Below are 16,454 nucleotides of genomic sequence, written 5' to 3' on the forward strand. Positions count from 1 at the left end.
GCCTATACCTTTTCAGCCGCTATAAAAACGAGAAATGCAACCTTTAACCGCTCGTACTCCCGGATCATTCCTTCCATATCATTTTTCAGCACAGCATAAGTATGAGGCGCAGGCACACCCGCCGGCTGCCAATTCAGCCAATCGAGCTGCTCCCCTATTTCATGCCGCAACAGGACAAGCGACTCTTCCCGGTCCAGCATAGTGAGCTGAAACTCCTCTGCCTCCTCAATAAACGACCGCCGCGTTGTTTCTTTTAACGCTGCCGCCAGCTGGTTGATCAGCGAGGCATTATCTTCCCTTAAGGCTTTCAGTATCCTGATCCAGTTGCTGCATGCCTCCTGGTAAGCAGTAATATCTGTGTCAGTCAGAGGTTCATAAAACATATTGATAGTTGCTAATTATAGTAGGTTTGCTCCATCTGCAGATTCTTATCCGCTCCCCATTTCTTCAATAGCTGACATAGATGTTGCTGGTGATGATTCATCTGCCGGATGCCTGACATTAACTCCATCATATAACGGAGATATTGTTCGTCTGGCAAATAGTTTTCTTTTCTTGCCACATCTTCCAGTACAGACAACATGGTTTTGCTTTGCAAAACAAAATCCTTTACTACCCTATATAGTTTAGAGATGTGTTCCTGCCCGGGTTCGGCGATCGGCTCCCGTTTCCTCGATTTTCCGGCCGGCTGCAATTCCTGCTTCATATTGCGCAGGATCACATTGTGATAGATAGATGCCTCCCTGTAAAAATGAATGATGAGATCATTGAAATCCAGGTATAAGCCCGGCAAACTACCAGCTAACGCCTGTACCTGCGTATAAAATTCCTCCAGCTTCTCCAGCACCTTCGCCGTTTCCGGCGCTGCCTTTTCGGCGATACAGCGCTGTATTTCGTCTGCATACCGGTCGTTGTTCCCCGGTATGCCCAGCTGCATATCCAACAATGCTTTCACACCGGCATGACGTCCATACTGCCTGAAAATATGATTCCCATACTTGCGTAAATGCCTGATGGGAAAAAAGAGGAAACCTTCACAAAATTTCCGCTGACGGGATGTAGGAGTTAATCCGCTGAACATGATTTGTATTTTTTTAACAGTAGGTAAAAGTATCACCGCTGATAGAACGGTGATACCTTCTCAACAGCACATCTTCACTTTTGTTTACGCCAAGGAATCCAGGTGGATGTCCAAATACTAGCGTAAAACTAAGCCGGAATACGTTGCTGAACAATGACGGGCATTATTCCTTCTGCTGACTGTCATCATTCTTTCAGATGACCGGGATCATTACCCGGCTGCGGAGGCTGATAGTTCATACAGCGGAAAACGAGGAATTTCCTTACTACGCGGCCCTGGCGGGTAACAACAATGGGAGGCAGCGACCGTACGGAGCTAAAGAACGGCGCCAGTTCCTCTTCCACAAACGTTTGTTCATCCACATCATCGTTCACGTCGGTCAATGAATTAATAAACAGGGCGTTTTTTCCCTTTAATGCATTAATATTGGTTCCGATAAAATCGAACTGCAGGGCATTTTCGCCAATAATATTACGGGAGTATACCATGCGCCCCAGGTAAAGATTGAGCATCGCACTGGTTTTATAATCATCTGCAGAGAAAATAAAATCATCGGGGTATTCTTCGGACAATGTCTTCACACCGTCGCCCAGCCCTTTCCAGCCAATCATCGTATCATCTGAATGAATAGGCACGGGATAGAAAATGATCTCTACGGCCAGCGCCAGGTGTATTACCAATGAACAGACCCACTGCCAGCGTACATACTTAAAGGTGATCCAGGTGCTTATCCATATAATACCCGTAATATAGGCAGGCATCATCCAGTTGATCTTTACCCAGTAGATAGGTGAAATCAGGAAGAAAATGCCAAAAACGGGAATGAAAAAGCATAACAGGAAAAGCTGCCGGGCGGAGATCCGGCCAATATGCCATCCGTATTTGCGGACCAGTTTATACACATAGTACAGCAAGGCAAAAAATAATACCGGCAACAGGATCGCCGCCTGGTGACCAATAACGCCGAAAAAATCCAGCGGCCGGAATTCCACGCCTCCTACCCGGCCGGTCGATTGGAACCGGAAAGAAGCAAAGTCGTTATCCACATTCCAGATCACAACCGGCAAAATGGTGATACAGAAAACCACGATACTGCCAAAGAACCAGGGCGACCACAAATACCGCCGGTGCCTCTTCGACAGCAACAGATAAAGCACGGCGCCTGCCGGCAGGAAAACAGCCGTGTACTTGCTGTCGAATGCCAGTCCCATTGCAATCCCCGCCCATATCCAATATGCTTTACGCTCCTCAAATACTGCCCTGTACATCGCTATCAGCGATAATGTCCAGAACAGCAGCAAAGGCACGTCGGGCGTGGACACCAGTGATAAAATAGTGATCATCAGCGTGGCGCCCAACAACAACAGGCTATTCCAGGCACGCTCCCGGGAAAGGAAACATCCTGACAAGCTATAAAAAGCCAGCAAGGTACCGATGGTTACGAGGGTATCTGCCAGCTTTATCACAAATACATGCCGGCCGAATAAGTCTGTAAAAGCACGCAGGATCCATGCTATCGCCGGAGGGTGGTCGAAATATGACAGCGCGAAGTGTTGTCCGTAGAAGTAATAATAGGCGTCCTGGGGCATGGCCCCCATGATCCCTATAAATGAAAATCTCATCAACACAATAATCCCGATGGCAACGGCCACCCACTTATTTGCTGTGATATAGGCAATGAAACGATTACTCCCCGATAGATCCTGCATATGTTAGGCTGACAGTTGTAGTTGTAGTTGTTACAGATAATGTGATCAGATGCGTTCCTTCCACAATCTCTGTGCCGCTTGGTAATTTTATACCCGTTACTTAACTATAATTAACACTACCGCACTGGTTATGTTCAGCCTCAAACAGTGGCTATTCCGCGTTCAGGCGTCCGGGGCAATGCCGTTCATTGTTTTTGCTACCGGAGGAAATCAGGCACGGGGGCCGGCTTTCCCTGCAGCCGGGCAGTGAGGTCAGTGATATCCATTTTCCAGCGGGGAAGTAGAAATTCCTCATCAGACCGTCCCATTCCCTGTTGGCATCATTTACCAGCAGTTTTTTTGTTCGTTGGTCCCCCCGTTAGATAAATCAATCATTAAAGATGATAAAAAATTATGAATTACAAATCCTTAATTCATAATTTGTAAATTTACCAGACCTCTTTTCACCAAAACAACCCTGCATGGCTGGACAGATCAATTTACCGGAGCATATCAAAGGCTTGGACGAAGCAGCTGTTAAGGCTTCAAGAGAACAATATGGCAGCAATGTTCCTCCGGAACCTGCTACAAGTCCACTGAAGGCCATATTGAAAGAGATTGTAGAAGAACCCATGCTGGTATTGCTGATAGCGGTAACCGCTATTTATTTTGTGATGGGAGAACTCGGTGAGGCTTATTTTATGCTGGCTGCCATTGCATTGGTGTCTGGCATTTCGTTTTACCAGGACAGCCGCAGCCGTAAGGCGCTGGAAGCGCTGGAGAAAATGAATGAGCCGCTCAGCAAGGTTATCCGCAGCGGGGAACTGAAAAGTATACCTACCAGGGAAATTGTGAAAGGAGATATGATGCTGGTGTCTGAGGGTAATACGATCAATGCCGACGGTATCATTGTACACGGCAATGACTTTTCTGTCAACGAATCGACCCTCACCGGGGAGGCCTACGCCGTATTCAAGCAAAGCGACAGTGAAGATAATAAAGTGTACAGCGGCACCGTCGTGGTGTCCGGACTCGCTATCTGTGAAGTACAGGAGATAGGCGCGCAAACAAAAATCGGTCAGTTGGGGGAAGCCATTCTCAATATCAAAGAAGAAATAACGCCGCTGCAACTACAGATCCGGCAGTTTGTAAAATGGATGGCCGTAGTCGGCGTAATCGTTTTCCTGGGAGTATGGCTGTTTAATTATATCCGCAGCGGAAGCCTTACCGACAGCCTGCTGAAAGGACTAACGCTGGCCATGTCTATTTTACCCGAAGAAATACCGGTGGCCTTCACCACCTTTATGGCGCTGGGTTCCAGGCGACTGATGCAGATGGGGATCATCGTAAAAAGGATCCGTACCGTGGAAGCATTAGGCAGCGCCACCGTTATCTGCATCGATAAAACAGGTACTATTACTGAAAACAAAATGAGCCTGCAGGCCGTATATAACGGCGCCGACCACACGATATATGAAGCCGGCCACTTTCCGGCAGCGCTGATCACCAGTGCCATGTGGGCCAGTGAACCCGTACCCTTTGATCCGATGGAGAAAACACTCCACCGGCTATACGAAGAAATGGTACCGTTTGATGAACGTACCAATTACACAATGGTGCATGAATATCCTCTGGAAGGCAAACCACCCATGATGACGCATATCTTTGAGAATGCCGCTGGTAAGCGCCTCGTGGCAGCGAAAGGAGCGCCGGAAGCAATACTACAGGTTTCCCATCTCCCCGAAAAAGAAAAACAAACGATCCTCGACCAGGTAAATATACTGGCAGCAAAGGGCTACCGGGTATTGGGAGTAGCCACTTCGGATTTTACCGGCACCAACTATCCCGCCACACAACAGGAATTGCCGTTTGTTTTTGTGGGATTGCTGGCTTTCTACGATCCTCCCAAAAGCAATATCGGCAAGGTATTCCAACAATTTTACCAGGCGGGCATTAAGGTAAAGATCATTACCGGCGACAACGCCATTACCACCCGCGCCATTGCACAACAGGCCGGGTTACAGCAGGCGGATGAAGCAGTAAACGGTGATACCCTGATGCAGATGAACGAAAAAAAGATGCAGCAAACCTTACAGTCCGTCAATATTTTTACACGCATGTTCCCCGAAGCAAAACTGGCAGCCATCAATGCATTGAAGGCTGACAATGAAGTGGTGGCCATGACCGGCGACGGCGTGAATGATGGTCCTGCCCTTAAGGCCGCTCATATTGGCATTGCAATGGGCAAAAAAGGAACGGAGATCGCCAAACAGGCCGCCGCGCTGATCCTCGTGAACGATGATCTCAGCAACATGGTAGATGCCATTGCAATGGGACGGAGAATTTATACCAATATAAAAAAGGCGGTGCAGTATATCATCTCTATTCACATCCCGATTATTCTTACTGTATCGCTTCCGCTGTTCCTCGGGTGGATCTATCCCAACATATTTACACCCGTGCATGTAATCTTCCTGGAAGTAATTATGGGCCCTACCTGTTCTATTGTATATGAAAATGAACCGATGGAAGAAAATGCCATGTTACAACCACCCCGGCCTATTACGCAAACCTTCCTGTCTTTCCGGGAAATGAATATCAGCATCCTGCAGGGCCTGATCATCACCGCAGGTGTATTAACGGCCTACCGGTGGAGCATAGCGCAGGGTTCCGGGGAAGTGCTCACCCGCAGCATGGTGTTCACCACGCTGGTTCTCGCAAATATTTTTCTTACCTTAGTGAACCGTTCATTCTATTACTCCTTTATACACAGCATGCGCAACCGGAACAAACTGATGGTTGGCGTAATTGGTATCACCCTGCTGTTGCTGGCAGCCATGCTATATGTTCCGCCGGTGGCGCGGTTCTTCAGTATTACCGGCCTTTCAGTATATGAACTGCTGCTGTGTACCGCCATCAGCGCGGCATCGGTATTATGGTTTGAAATATGGAAACTGGGGAAGAGGAAATTTCAGCGCAATTAAACTGATGATATTATGAAGGTATTCACAACAAGGGTTATTCCGGAAGAAGGGTTATCACTCCTGCAACGTGCAGGCTTTACCGTTACACAGTGGTCAGAAGAAAAAGAAATGACACCTGCGCAAAGAGTACAATATTGCAAAAACAGTGATGCCCTGCTTTTCGCCGGTGGTGAAAAACTGGACCGGGCATTTTTAGAACAGTGCCGGCACCTGAAAGTGATCAGTCTTTTATCCGTAGGATACGACAACGTAGATCTGAAAGCTGCTACAGAACTGGGATTACAGATCACCAACACACCTGGCGTATTAAGTAACGCCACCGCCGACACCGCCTTTTTACTGATGTTATCCGTAGCACGCAAAGCATTCTATCAACATAAAAGAATTTTAAAAGGCGAATGGGGATTCTCTACTCCTACCGCCAACCTCGGCACCGACATCGAAGGAAAAACACTGGGCATATGGGGACTCGGCAACATAGGTACGGTAATGGCTAAACGCTGCAAGGCTGCTTTTGGCATGAAAATCATTTACTCCAACCGGCATCGCAACGAAGCCGCTGAAAAAGAACTGGACGCCACCTTTGTTACCTTTGACGAGTTGCTGCAACAAAGCGATGTTATCAGCATACACACTTCCCTTACACCCGAAACAAAGGAAAAGTTTAATAAAGAAGCCTTCCGTAAAATGAAGCCCACCGCCATTTTCATCAATGCTGCACGTGGAGGCATTCACAATGAAACAGATCTCATTGCCGCTTTAAAGGAAGGGGAAATATGGGGCGCCGGGCTGGATGTTACCAATCCGGAACCCATGCACCCGGACAATCCACTGCTGGAAATGCCCACCGTAGCAGTACTGCCGCATATTGGCTCAGCCACGCTGGAAACCCGCAACGCCATGTCCAGGATTGCTGCACAGAATGTAATTGCTGCGCTAACCGGCCACCCCGTGCCCAACCCGGTGAATCATATTTATGACCTGTAAACAAGTACCACCGGTGATTGTTGGGCTGATATATTCCTTAACTTTAGTTAAAGCACAGCAGCATGAAAAAGGTCGCTATCATCGGCGGATTACGTATCCCTTTCGTAAGATCCTTTAGAGAATACAATCATATCAGCAACCAGGAAATGTTAACCACTGTATTGAGTGCATTGGTAGACAAATACCAGCTTTCCGGAAAACGACTGGGGGAAGTAGCGCTGGGCGCATTGCTGAACCGCTCCACCGATTGGAACTTTGCCAGGGAGTGTGTGCTGGGCACATCGCTGGATCCGCATACGCCTGCCTATGGCGTGCTGAGAGCCTGCGGAACCAGTCTGGATACCACCATACAACTGGGGCTCCGCATTGGCTGTGGGCAAATAGATACCGCCATCAGCGGCGGCAGCGATACCAACAGCGATATTCCATTGCTGTTCCGGCAACAGCTGGCGTGGAAGCTGGCCGACCTGCGCGCAGCAAAAACTTTTTCCCAACGGCTAAAAATACTGGCCTCTATCCGCTTCAAAGACCTGAAGCCATTATACCCTTCCATCGTGGAACCCAGAACGGGCCTGTCGATGGGGCAACACACCGAAAAAATGGTGAAGGAATGGGGCATTACACGCGAAGAACAGGATGCGCTGGCATACCGGAGCCATATGAATGCCGCAAAGGCTTATGAAGAAGGCTTTTTCAATGACCTCATTATTCCTTACAAAGGTGTAAAAAGAGATACTATTGTGCGGGCCGATACCACACCGGAGAAACTGGCTGCATTGAAGCCGGCTTTTGATTTCAGCGGCAACGGCTCCCTGACAGCGGGTAACAGCACTTTATATACCGACGGTGCGGCTGCTTTGCTGATGGCCTCCGAAGAGTTTGCGCAGCAACAGAACTGGCCCGTGCTGGCCCATCTCGTAGATGCGGAAACCGCCGCTGTGGATTATGTAAATGGCGAGGGCCTGCTAATGGCGCCTACCTATGCTGTGGCACGTATGCTGAAACGCAATCACCTGAAGCTGCAGGACTTTGATATTTACGAAATCCATGAAGCCTTCAGCGGGCAGGTACTCTGCACACTGAAAGCATGGGAAGATGCAGCTTACTGCAAAAAACTCGGCTGGGACACGCCGCTGGGAAGTATCCACCGGGGCAAATTAAATACAAAAGGCGGCAGCGTGGCTATTGGCCATCCCTTTGCAGCCACCGGCGCACGCATAGTAGCGCAAACGGCTAAAATGCTGCAACAGCACGGCAGCGGCCGGGCTTTGATTTCTATCTGCACCGCCGGCGGCACGGGCGTAACAGCAATATTGGAAAGCTAAGCGCTTCCTACTTCTTTAATGATGCCAGGTAGGTGACCAGGTCAACCAGTTCCTGCTGCGACATGGCCGTAGCGAGGCCGGTGGGCATGAGCGAGTGTTCATATGCTTTCCGGGACACAATGGTGCTCTTTTGCAGTTTTACACCCTGCCCCCCGGCGGTACGTACATCAACTTCCTCTTTTGTTTCTCCGGCAATATACCCCAATACCTGTGAGCCATCTTTCAGTTTAAAGAAATAGCCTTCAAAGCCAAAGCTGATGCCTGCATCCGGTTCGATGATGGCATCGTAGATAGCGCTTTTGGTGAGCTTGCTGCCAATTTCTGTTAGTGCAGGTCCGAAGTTCACACCGGAGTTTCCATCCAGGTGGCAGGTAGCGCAATAAGTATTAAATACTTTTTTTCCTCCGGAGATGTTGCCCGGCAGGGTCACCAGCTTATCTACGGGCTGCAGGTCGTGGTGTACTGCTGCAGGCTCATAATAGGCTACGGCTTTAGCTTTGATGTCTTGCCGCCATGCGTGCGTAAGAACCGCCCTGGCTACAGTATCTAAATCGGCAGGGAGCAATTTGCCTTCCACCATATTCCACAGATCTGCAAATCCGTCCCATCCGTGACCAAGATTGCGCGTGGCCTGTTGCCGTAACGTTAAAGGGTATACGTTGTTGCGCATCACCGTAGAGAGCAATGCCCGGCCGGTGCGGTCCTGTGTTTTGCCGATGGCGTTTATCAGTAGGGTGGCGGATGTTGAATCTTTTTTTGAAATGGTTTTAATCACCAGTGGTTGTCCGCCGCTTTGCAGCAGCGTTTTCATAGCGTATCCCTGGAGGTCCTCACGCTTTGAATCCAGCACCATCTGCAAAAGTGCTTCATTCTGATCGCGGACATGGTACTTTAACACGAGGTCAATAAATTCCATATGCCCTTTAAATGCGGCCAGGCTGTTAAGGAGCAGGGCTGCGACTTCCGGTGTTTTGGGTACTGCTTTCTCATCCAGCTGTATAAATGCCAGTGCATTGATATAGGCTTGCTGCGGATGTTGTCCTTTCAATAACCCCAGCAGCACGGGAGTGGTTACTGCAGCGGGATAGAAATCGAATGCGCGGAAGTAACGTTTGTTTTGCAGGGGATCTGCATCCGGTTCCAGGATCAATGCGGCCAGCAGCGGCAGCGCTGCCGGTGTTCTGGCACGCCAGATAATATCGTGGTCTGCTACCGGGTGTTTTGTATTGGGTGGTAATTTCCGCCATTCATTAAAGCAGGCATCCCAGTTGCCATCTGCTGCAATGCCCAGTGCTTCCAGGTACCACCGGTCATTTCCGTTGTATTGTGCAGCGAGCAACGCCCAGTTGGCAGGCATGTCTTTTTCACGGCTGTGATGCATGGCCAGCAGTAACTGGCGGCGCACCGCAACGGAAGTATCTGTTACCAGCATATTACCGTAGGATACGCCGGTTTCCCTGGCGGCGCGAATGGCCGTAATGCGGATATCTTCATCTTTATCTTTCAGGGCTGCCTGCACATAGCCGTTACCGTTAGGCAGCCTGCTGAGCAGCCACAGGGCGCGGGCACGGTAGCGGGGATTGGCGCTGTTATACAGCTCCTGTAATTCCTTTTCTGCTGTTGCGCCCATGCCGGATAGTTTTGTCCAGGCGAGGTAGCGGGTACTGAGATTAGGGTTTTTCAATGCGGCAATGGCATCGGCGGCAGTATTGAGTACCGGTGGCTTCACCTTATATGAGCTACCGGGCGGGGCTATACGAAATACGCGGCCCCGGTTCAGGTCGGCCACCTGGTGACCGCCAACGCCGGGGTCGTACCAATCGGCTGCAAACAGTGATCCGTCAGGCGCCACGCACACATCTGATGGCCGGAACCACTGATCGGAACCGCTTTCCAGGATATTTTCAATAGTGGCCGTATAGCCGGCGCCGTGTTTTTTAACGGGATAGGATCTTACCACATTATGGCCTGGATCTCCGTGGATCATCTGGTTACGAAAGGGCGCCGGTAACAGCTCTCCTTCATAAATCACCATACCGGTAGGCGAACCCGAACCCGTTTGCAACAGGTTGGGCACTACACCGGGATCATTGAGGTGCCAATGCCGGTATGGAATGGAGTCTTCCATATTCATACGGCGGGATGACCAGCCTGCGCCGGTCATCTCATCCGTATAACCATAGTTGCCATGTTCAAGAATATAATTGATGCGAACGCCCCTGTTGCCATCGTCGTCGTTATCGCTCTGCCACATATTACCAAAAGCATCCACCGCTACTTCGTAGTTGTTACGGAAGTTATGCGCCATAACTTCCAGGTTGCTGCCATCTTCATTACAGCGGAAAATCATTCCCTGGCGGTAAGGCTTCCCTTTGTTGGCGATGAGATTACCTTCTGCATCACGGATCACGTTTCCGTTTTTGTCAAGTATGCTGTCGCCGGCGTTACCAAAATTGAAATATAGTTTCCCGTCGGGACCAAAGGTGAATGAATGAATAGCATGATCGTGCTGTACTCCACCGATACCGCGGAACAGCAATTCTTTTTTATCTGCTTTATCATCTCCATTGGTATCCGTAAAAATAAAAACGTTCGGGCTGCAGGACACAATCACTTTATTCCCCAGCACACAAATACCCAGTGCGGCATTAATGCAGGTATCCTGGTAAAATACTTTGGCCGTGTCTGCCTTACCATCTCCGTTCAGATCTTCCAGGATCATAATACGATCACCGGCAGCCTTATAAGGATGATCCGGATTTAGTTCATTGCGGTAATTATAGGCTTCTGTGATCCATACCCGGCCCTTTTCATCGATATCCATATTGGTGGGATTCATGATGTTGGGTTCACTGGCAAACAGGGTAGTTTCCAAACCGGAAAGCGTTTTTAGTCCGTGTACGGCATTTTCAGGCAGTCGCTGCTGCGCTTCCGTTAATACAGGTGGAGGCGTTGCCGGCTTGTTGGATTGGCATGCGCTGATAACAACAGATACCATAAATATCACCCGGTGAATGTATTTCATATACGTGGAAATAATTAATTGTCAATATAACACGTATTAAAAGTAATAAATAAATTCACATTTTTCCATAAAAAAACCCGTCCCGGGAAACCGGGACGGGTGGTCCATTGTCATCCATTTCACCGAATAAATAATTCGTTGCCGGCATAGTGCAGATACCATGCCGGAAATGAATGAACAACTTAGTGCAGTATTTTTTCCAGTTCTTTTTCCAATGCCACCCAGGATATTAAAATTCTTATCCTTGAATTTGTTATATGCTTTTTGCCCGAGGCTGGACTGCCGTAACCCGTGGGTATTTTACCGGTGATGACAGATTTCTTTTGTGCAAATGCACCTGAAACGGCTACTGTTGCCAGGCAGCCGGGAATCATTTTTTGATACGATGAATGATTGGTTGGTTTTGCCCGAAAGTATAAAAATGCAACAGCTAGTGCTTAACGGCGGGCGGTCGATGGATCATGATTACCGGCGGGCCTCAGGGAATGAGCACCAGCCTGCTGCCGCCGGGTACTTCCCTCGTCCAGGCGGTGGCTACTTCACTCAGCGGCATCTCTATAGTGTTGATCAGCAGTTTTCCTTCAGCAGCCTTTCTCATAATTTCCGGTAATACTTTAAAGATGGCTTCTATAGATACGCTGCCTCCGCCACTTCCCATGATTTCCAACCTCGAACTGCGCAATGCCGCGGAAGAAAGTGAAATAGGATCTCCGGCCATACTACCCACCTGTATCAGACGCGTGCGCGGTGCTTCCTTCGTCATGCTATTACCCGTTAGTGCTGTAATAAGCGTCATTGCCGGTTCTCCCCACAGGTAATCTATTACCACATCATAAGGTTGAGCGGCAAAAGCTTTTACCAGGTTTTCGGGAGATTGATCCAGCGGTATACACTCATCCGCCCCAAGCGCACGCAGTTGTTCCAACACGGCTTTATTACGACCGGCGGCAATCACTTTGCCCGCTCCCAGCAATTTTGCTACCTGTACTGCCAGCTGACCGGATGTACCGGTGGCGCCGAGAATCAATACAGTTTCTCCGGGTTGCAGCTGCGCCCTGTAGGTTAATGCCAACCAGGACGACATCGCAGGATTTAAAATAGCTGCGGCGGTGGCATCAGGGAGGCCATCCGGAACCGGGATGCTCCAACCCGGAGTGGTAATGCTTAATTCCGCGAAAGTACCATAAGGCTTACGTATGGCGCCGAAATATACCCGGGCCCCACTTGCCAGCAGACCCACGCCATCCACACCGGGAACAAAGGATTGATCGCCGCCCGCAGAATAGTGCTTTCCTGCTGCAATGGACCTCACCACATGGTGTATAGCGGCGGCCCTTACCTGTACTATCTGTTCTTTTTCCCCGGCTACAGGATCAGCGAAATTTCCATACTGAGGAACCTGACCGGAAGTTACAATTGCTGCATTCATCTTATTTGCATTTTTGTATTACAAAAGTGCACGACGAAAAAACAGGATCACTTTACATTTGTTAAGAAATTACCGCTGGAGTTTATTCCTGATCCGGCTAAGGGATACAGGGGTAATACCCAGGTAGGAAGCGATGTATTGCAGGGGAACCCTTTGCAGGATGTGCGGTTGATCACGAATCAGCGCTTCATAGCGCTCCTGCGGCGTATCGCGGATCTGGGATATGAACATGCTGGCGTAACGCAGCAAACGTTGAAAAATAATTCCTTCCATCTTTGGCCTCAAGCCCGGCGTACTATCGATTACCAGGTCCAGGTTTTCTTTGGAGATCTTATAGAGCCTGGCGGCAGTAATGGTTTCTATAGTACACATACTCGGCTGGCCGGTACGGAAACTCTCAATAGAAGACACCGCTTCTCCCTCAAAGAAAAACTGGAAGGTAGTATCTTTCCCTTTATTGTTAAACCACACGCGCACCGCACCTTCTATGATGAGATAGGCATACCGGGATATTTTGCCTTCTTCCAGCAAAACAGATTTGGCAGGTACGCTGATTTCTTCATAGAGATGCCCGTACTGCGACCAATCAATGTATTCTAATCCATTCATAAATGTTGCAGCTGAAAATATCTGAAATGAATAGAATCGGCTATCGCATCGGCACATCATCCACGTCTATCCCATATTTGTCATCAACATGCGAGGTAGCCTCTCCGAACGAGGTATGCTTGTAAAAAGCCGTTTGTTTAGATGCCGGCCAGAATGCCCTCACATCGGGGATAAGATCACGCAGGTGAAGCCCGATCCCAAAAAACACATCGTGTTGTTCTGTATGACGCCCCTCCGGCGAACATCCCAACACCAGCATAAACAATTTTAACGCCGCCATTTTTTACTGTTTGCAATAAGAAAGGTACAGCATTTTTAGTTCTCGTATATGCCCTCATAAATTATACGATAATAAGATGAAGATGCTGACCTGCCTTCAATTGCAGGGATGTGGCCAGTTGGATAGTAACGTAACCATTTTCTTCTTTAAAGGTGGCCGGTGTTTTCTTATCTCCCAACAATACCTGTTTCACACCGGTACGCTGAAAACCCAGGGTATTTATTTGCAGCTGACCATATTTTAGCTGCAGCGTATGACTACTACCCTGTTGTGTATAAGTGCCCCATCCTTCGGCGGTAACAAAGGGCGCTTTAAAATTTTCCCGGTTGATGGCCGGTGCAAAAGCGATAAAACCTTCAGGACCATGATAACGGAATCCGCTGGCGGTAATAAAAGTGCCATAGCTGGCCATTGCACGCGCGTAGTGGTCGCTGCATTCAATTTCATTAAACGGGTTACGCTTCACGGCGTGGTAACGGTCGTGTATAGCACGGGTAAGTGTAAGCGCTTCATCTGTCATGCCTTCCGCCATCATATGCGCTGCCACCTGGTGTTCAAAGCCACTCATGCATTCATTAAAGTACCCGAGCTGCCACGCGTTTTTTACGCCAAAAGGAAATTCCTCATTGCGGGGATTGGTGTTCAGGATCATGCCTCCTTCACCTGCCAGCGCATAGGGCCGGCCTCCGGGATGAGCGGCGATATAAGGCCCTACATCTGCCTTAAAATTATATTTATACAATGCTTTTAAAGCCGATAATGTTTTTTCGCGGTCAATCACCCGGTCTATGCCCACCTGGAAAGCCCAGCTCTGGCCATATACCTGGTCGATATGACAAGTATTGTAAGAACCAATCACCGATCTTCCTTTTACTTTATCCGGCTGATGAATAAAATATTCGCCATTGAACAACTGCGTTTCCATGTTGCGTTTTCCTTTCTCCGTATAGTCGTTACAGATAGCAGCGAAGGCAGTATCATTTAGTTCTGTGGCCATGAGTGCGGCAGCTTTAACAGCGGCAATACACAAACCCACTATCCAGGCGATTTCCCCGTCCCAAACAGCATCCAGCGTATTTTCCATCGGCGTATCTTCCATACCGTCGTTGTTACGGTCCTGGTGGATCAGGAAGAGCGTGGCCTTCTTTATATTGGGCCAGTTTTGTTGCAGGAAAGAATGATTGCTGCTCATCTGGTGTTCGCGGTAAATGCGTAATATAGTGCCTGCCTGTCCGTCGATAGCGGGACGTTTCTCCGCTTCACCGCGGAACAGGATGCCGCCGTCGGGCATCTGGCCAATGCCGAGGTCTACCCGTTGCCGGGTATCGCGCTCCAGTGCCGGGAATATGCGTCCTACAGCCTGCGCATACTGCCATACGTGGGTGCAGGTGCCTTCACAGGCGCCCACACCTTCCCAGGCATAAAAGCGCCCCGACCTGAAGCGGTGTGCCGTGGTAGTAGCCAGCGTGGATATGTTGAGAAAAGTGCGCTCCATAAACCACCACGGCAGCGATGCATCATACCAGGTATTCTTCCACAGGCGGCTTTCTCCGGCCAGGCGGGCATAATTTTCCAGTACATATTTCATTACTGCAGATGCATCTGTAAACTTATTGGCGTAGTAGCGTCCTTCTCCCTGAATGTCTTTGAAATGCAGGTTGGCCGCGTACCAGCTGATGGCAAAAACAGTACGTATAGTCCTGCCCGGTAGTATGTCATGCCTGGTGGCAACTGTGCCGGTTAATTGCTCCCCCGTTCCTTTCACTGCGTGCTTTGCAGACATCAGTGAAAAATGTGCAGCCGTTAATTCACCGGTGGGCATTACCGGGTTTACCATTACTTTATTACCCGCCGCCGCGATGCAAAAATTTCCGTAGTCATATTGTTTCTGAAAATCTTCTTCATTGCCACTTTTTGTACGCACTGTTTCATAAACGCCCTGCCAGTTCTTTCCTTTTACGGTAGTATTCACGCGTTCGTGTGCAGCACCGGCAGAATAAATAGCCGTCTTGTTTTCCAGCCATCCGAGAATGGTAGCGGTAACAGGTACGGTATCTTTGTTTTCTATTTTATAGGACAAAATGGTGACAGGTAATCCGGAATCATCTTCATTCAAAGGAATAAAAGGAGAAAATGCTTCCAGTGTAACAGCTACCGGCAGCTCGGGATCGGTATAACGGATAGTGGCTATCGGATACGTTGCTTCAAAACTGATTTCAGGCCAGCTTTCCTCATCAAACTTCCGGATAATGGTTTGCCCGCCCCAGGTAAGCTGCAACGCAAATCCCTGGTCCAGCGGCCGGATATTCTTCGATGGCTCAATATAACACGCCCCATCGCGGGAGCGCACTTTTTTGCCGCCATCCAGCACGTTGGCGCTGTAGTTAACTACTTTGGGTTCTATTCCTTCCTGGTTTTTATTAAAAATATCCCAGAGCCACAGGCGGCCATCGCCACCGAGATACACGGTGCCGCACATGATCCCTCCTACCGGCATACCAATATATTGCAGCTCATTTTTACTTTTGAGATAAGTGGTGGCATTGCCCCTTTCGTAGAGCGAAGCGATCCAGGCGGCATCCGGCTGCCGGGTAAACAACAGGCGGCCACTTGCTGCCATACCGCTGCCTAACACCGGCAAACGCACAGTGAATGCTCCCGCCATTGTTAAACCAATATTTCTTAAAAATTTTCTACGTTCAATACCCATAAAGAAGTGTTTTATCGAGAGCCGATTGCATAAAAGATATTCCTGTGGCGGCATTGCAGGAATCAGCGATTTTTATTTTGGAAAGTCCGGGCATCACGTGCAGGCATAATGCCTTAAAGACATTACTATCATTGTTCAATGTTATATTTCCCTGCCAGGTGTTAATCATAACCAGTGGTACAGCAATATATACAACCTTCCGGAAGGATTATGCCGGATGTTAAGGGAGCGTCAGGAAATGTGAATAAATCATCAGCGCGGATTTTGTCTTTTTCAGGATTAGACTGACTATTCTGATTTAATTTTGGGAGATATAAAAAGATTAGGGAAGATAAA

The 16,454-nt window shown here is 48.9% G+C and carries 11 protein-coding genes; 3 read left to right on the forward strand and 8 right to left on the reverse strand.

The features are described 5' to 3' along the window. Window positions 1–2 precede the first annotated feature (2 nt). The 3 genes from ACMXI2_RS21365 to ACMXI2_RS21375 form a co-directional block, all read right to left on the reverse strand. On the reverse strand, window positions 3–383 hold the full coding sequence (locus ACMXI2_RS21365) for a hypothetical protein (protein WP_483778100.1): 381 nt from the start codon (window positions 381–383) through the stop codon (window positions 3–5). Between the two features lie 11 nt (window positions 384–394). Then, entirely contained in the window at window positions 395–1,081 is a 687-nt protein-coding gene (locus ACMXI2_RS21370) for a hypothetical protein (RefSeq protein WP_483778101.1), read from the reverse strand. 185 nt (window positions 1,082–1,266) lie between these two features. Next, window positions 1,267–2,790: an ArnT family glycosyltransferase gene (locus ACMXI2_RS21375; RefSeq protein WP_483778102.1), complete on the reverse strand. Its 1,524-nt coding sequence runs from the start codon at window positions 2,788–2,790 to the stop codon at window positions 1,267–1,269. 461 nt (window positions 2,791–3,251) lie between these two features. On the opposite strand from ACMXI2_RS21375, the gene ACMXI2_RS21380 reads away from it, so the two are divergent. The 3 genes from ACMXI2_RS21380 to ACMXI2_RS21390 all read left to right on the forward strand — a co-directional run bounded on the left by ACMXI2_RS21380 (window position 3,252) and on the right by ACMXI2_RS21390 (window position 8,065). Further along, the gene (locus ACMXI2_RS21380; RefSeq protein WP_483778103.1) at window positions 3,252–5,753 is read left to right on the forward strand and encodes a cation-translocating P-type ATPase; all 2,502 of its coding nucleotides are present in this window, start codon (window positions 3,252–3,254) and stop codon (window positions 5,751–5,753) included. Window positions 5,754–5,765: 12 nt separating this feature from the next. Further along, on the forward strand, window positions 5,766–6,740 hold the full coding sequence (locus ACMXI2_RS21385) for a 2-hydroxyacid dehydrogenase (protein ID WP_483778104.1): 975 nt from the start codon (window positions 5,766–5,768) through the stop codon (window positions 6,738–6,740). A 62-nt stretch (window positions 6,741–6,802) separates the two neighbouring features. Then, a complete protein-coding gene (locus tag ACMXI2_RS21390) occupies window positions 6,803–8,065 on the forward strand; it encodes an acetyl-CoA C-acetyltransferase (protein ID WP_483778105.1) in 1,263 nt (420 codons plus the stop codon). A 7-nt stretch (window positions 8,066–8,072) separates the two neighbouring features. On the opposite strand, the gene ACMXI2_RS21395 is transcribed toward ACMXI2_RS21390, so the two are convergent. From ACMXI2_RS21395 to ACMXI2_RS21415, 5 genes are all read right to left on the reverse strand, one after another. Continuing rightward, on the reverse strand, window positions 8,073–11,090 hold the full coding sequence (locus ACMXI2_RS21395; RefSeq protein WP_483778106.1) for a PVC-type heme-binding CxxCH protein: 3,018 nt from the start codon (window positions 11,088–11,090) through the stop codon (window positions 8,073–8,075). Window positions 11,091–11,568: 478 nt separating this feature from the next. Beyond that, window positions 11,569–12,519, reverse strand: coding sequence for a quinone oxidoreductase family protein (locus tag ACMXI2_RS21400; protein ID WP_483778107.1), 951 nt, complete (start codon window positions 12,517–12,519; stop codon window positions 11,569–11,571). A gap of 69 nt (window positions 12,520–12,588) precedes the next feature. Next, window positions 12,589–13,128, reverse strand: a complete 540-nt coding sequence (locus ACMXI2_RS21405; protein WP_483778108.1) for a Crp/Fnr family transcriptional regulator — start codon at window positions 13,126–13,128, stop codon at window positions 12,589–12,591. 40 nt (window positions 13,129–13,168) lie between these two features. Further along, a complete protein-coding gene (locus ACMXI2_RS21410) occupies window positions 13,169–13,408 on the reverse strand; it encodes a DUF1543 domain-containing protein (RefSeq protein WP_483778109.1) in 240 nt (79 codons plus the stop codon). A 61-nt stretch (window positions 13,409–13,469) separates the two neighbouring features. Beyond that, window positions 13,470–16,118 (reverse strand): GH116 family glycosyl-hydrolase, encoded by a 2,649-nt coding sequence (locus ACMXI2_RS21415; protein WP_483778110.1) that lies wholly within the window; start codon window positions 16,116–16,118, stop codon window positions 13,470–13,472. Window positions 16,119–16,454: the final 336 nt, after the last annotated feature.

Source organism: Chitinophaga sp. G7 BAM 1005 (assembly GCF_057126945.1).

Bases quoted from the DNA above. Each gene is read 5' to 3' on its own strand.
- ACMXI2_RS21365 (WP_483778100.1), bottom strand. From the start codon at position 383: ATGTTTTATGAACCTCTGACTGACACAGATATTACTGCTTACCAGGAG.
- ACMXI2_RS21385 (WP_483778104.1), top strand. From the start codon at position 5,766: ATGAAGGTATTCACAACAAGGGTTATTCCGGAAGAAGGGTTATCACTC.
- ACMXI2_RS21370 (WP_483778101.1), bottom strand. From the start codon at position 1,081: ATGTTCAGCGGATTAACTCCTACATCCCGTCAGCGGAAATTTTGTGAA.
- ACMXI2_RS21400 (WP_483778107.1), bottom strand. From the start codon at position 12,519: ATGAATGCAGCAATTGTAACTTCCGGTCAGGTTCCTCAGTATGGAAAT.
- ACMXI2_RS21380 (WP_483778103.1), top strand. From the start codon at position 3,252: ATGGCTGGACAGATCAATTTACCGGAGCATATCAAAGGCTTGGACGAA.
- ACMXI2_RS21410 (WP_483778109.1), bottom strand. From the start codon at position 13,408: ATGGCGGCGTTAAAATTGTTTATGCTGGTGTTGGGATGTTCGCCGGAG.
- ACMXI2_RS21375 (WP_483778102.1), bottom strand. From the start codon at position 2,790: ATGCAGGATCTATCGGGGAGTAATCGTTTCATTGCCTATATCACAGCA.
- ACMXI2_RS21390 (WP_483778105.1), top strand. From the start codon at position 6,803: ATGAAAAAGGTCGCTATCATCGGCGGATTACGTATCCCTTTCGTAAGA.
- ACMXI2_RS21405 (WP_483778108.1), bottom strand. From the start codon at position 13,128: ATGAATGGATTAGAATACATTGATTGGTCGCAGTACGGGCATCTCTAT.
- ACMXI2_RS21415 (WP_483778110.1), bottom strand. From the start codon at position 16,118: ATGGGTATTGAACGTAGAAAATTTTTAAGAAATATTGGTTTAACAATG.
- ACMXI2_RS21395 (WP_483778106.1), bottom strand. From the start codon at position 11,090: ATGAAATACATTCACCGGGTGATATTTATGGTATCTGTTGTTATCAGC.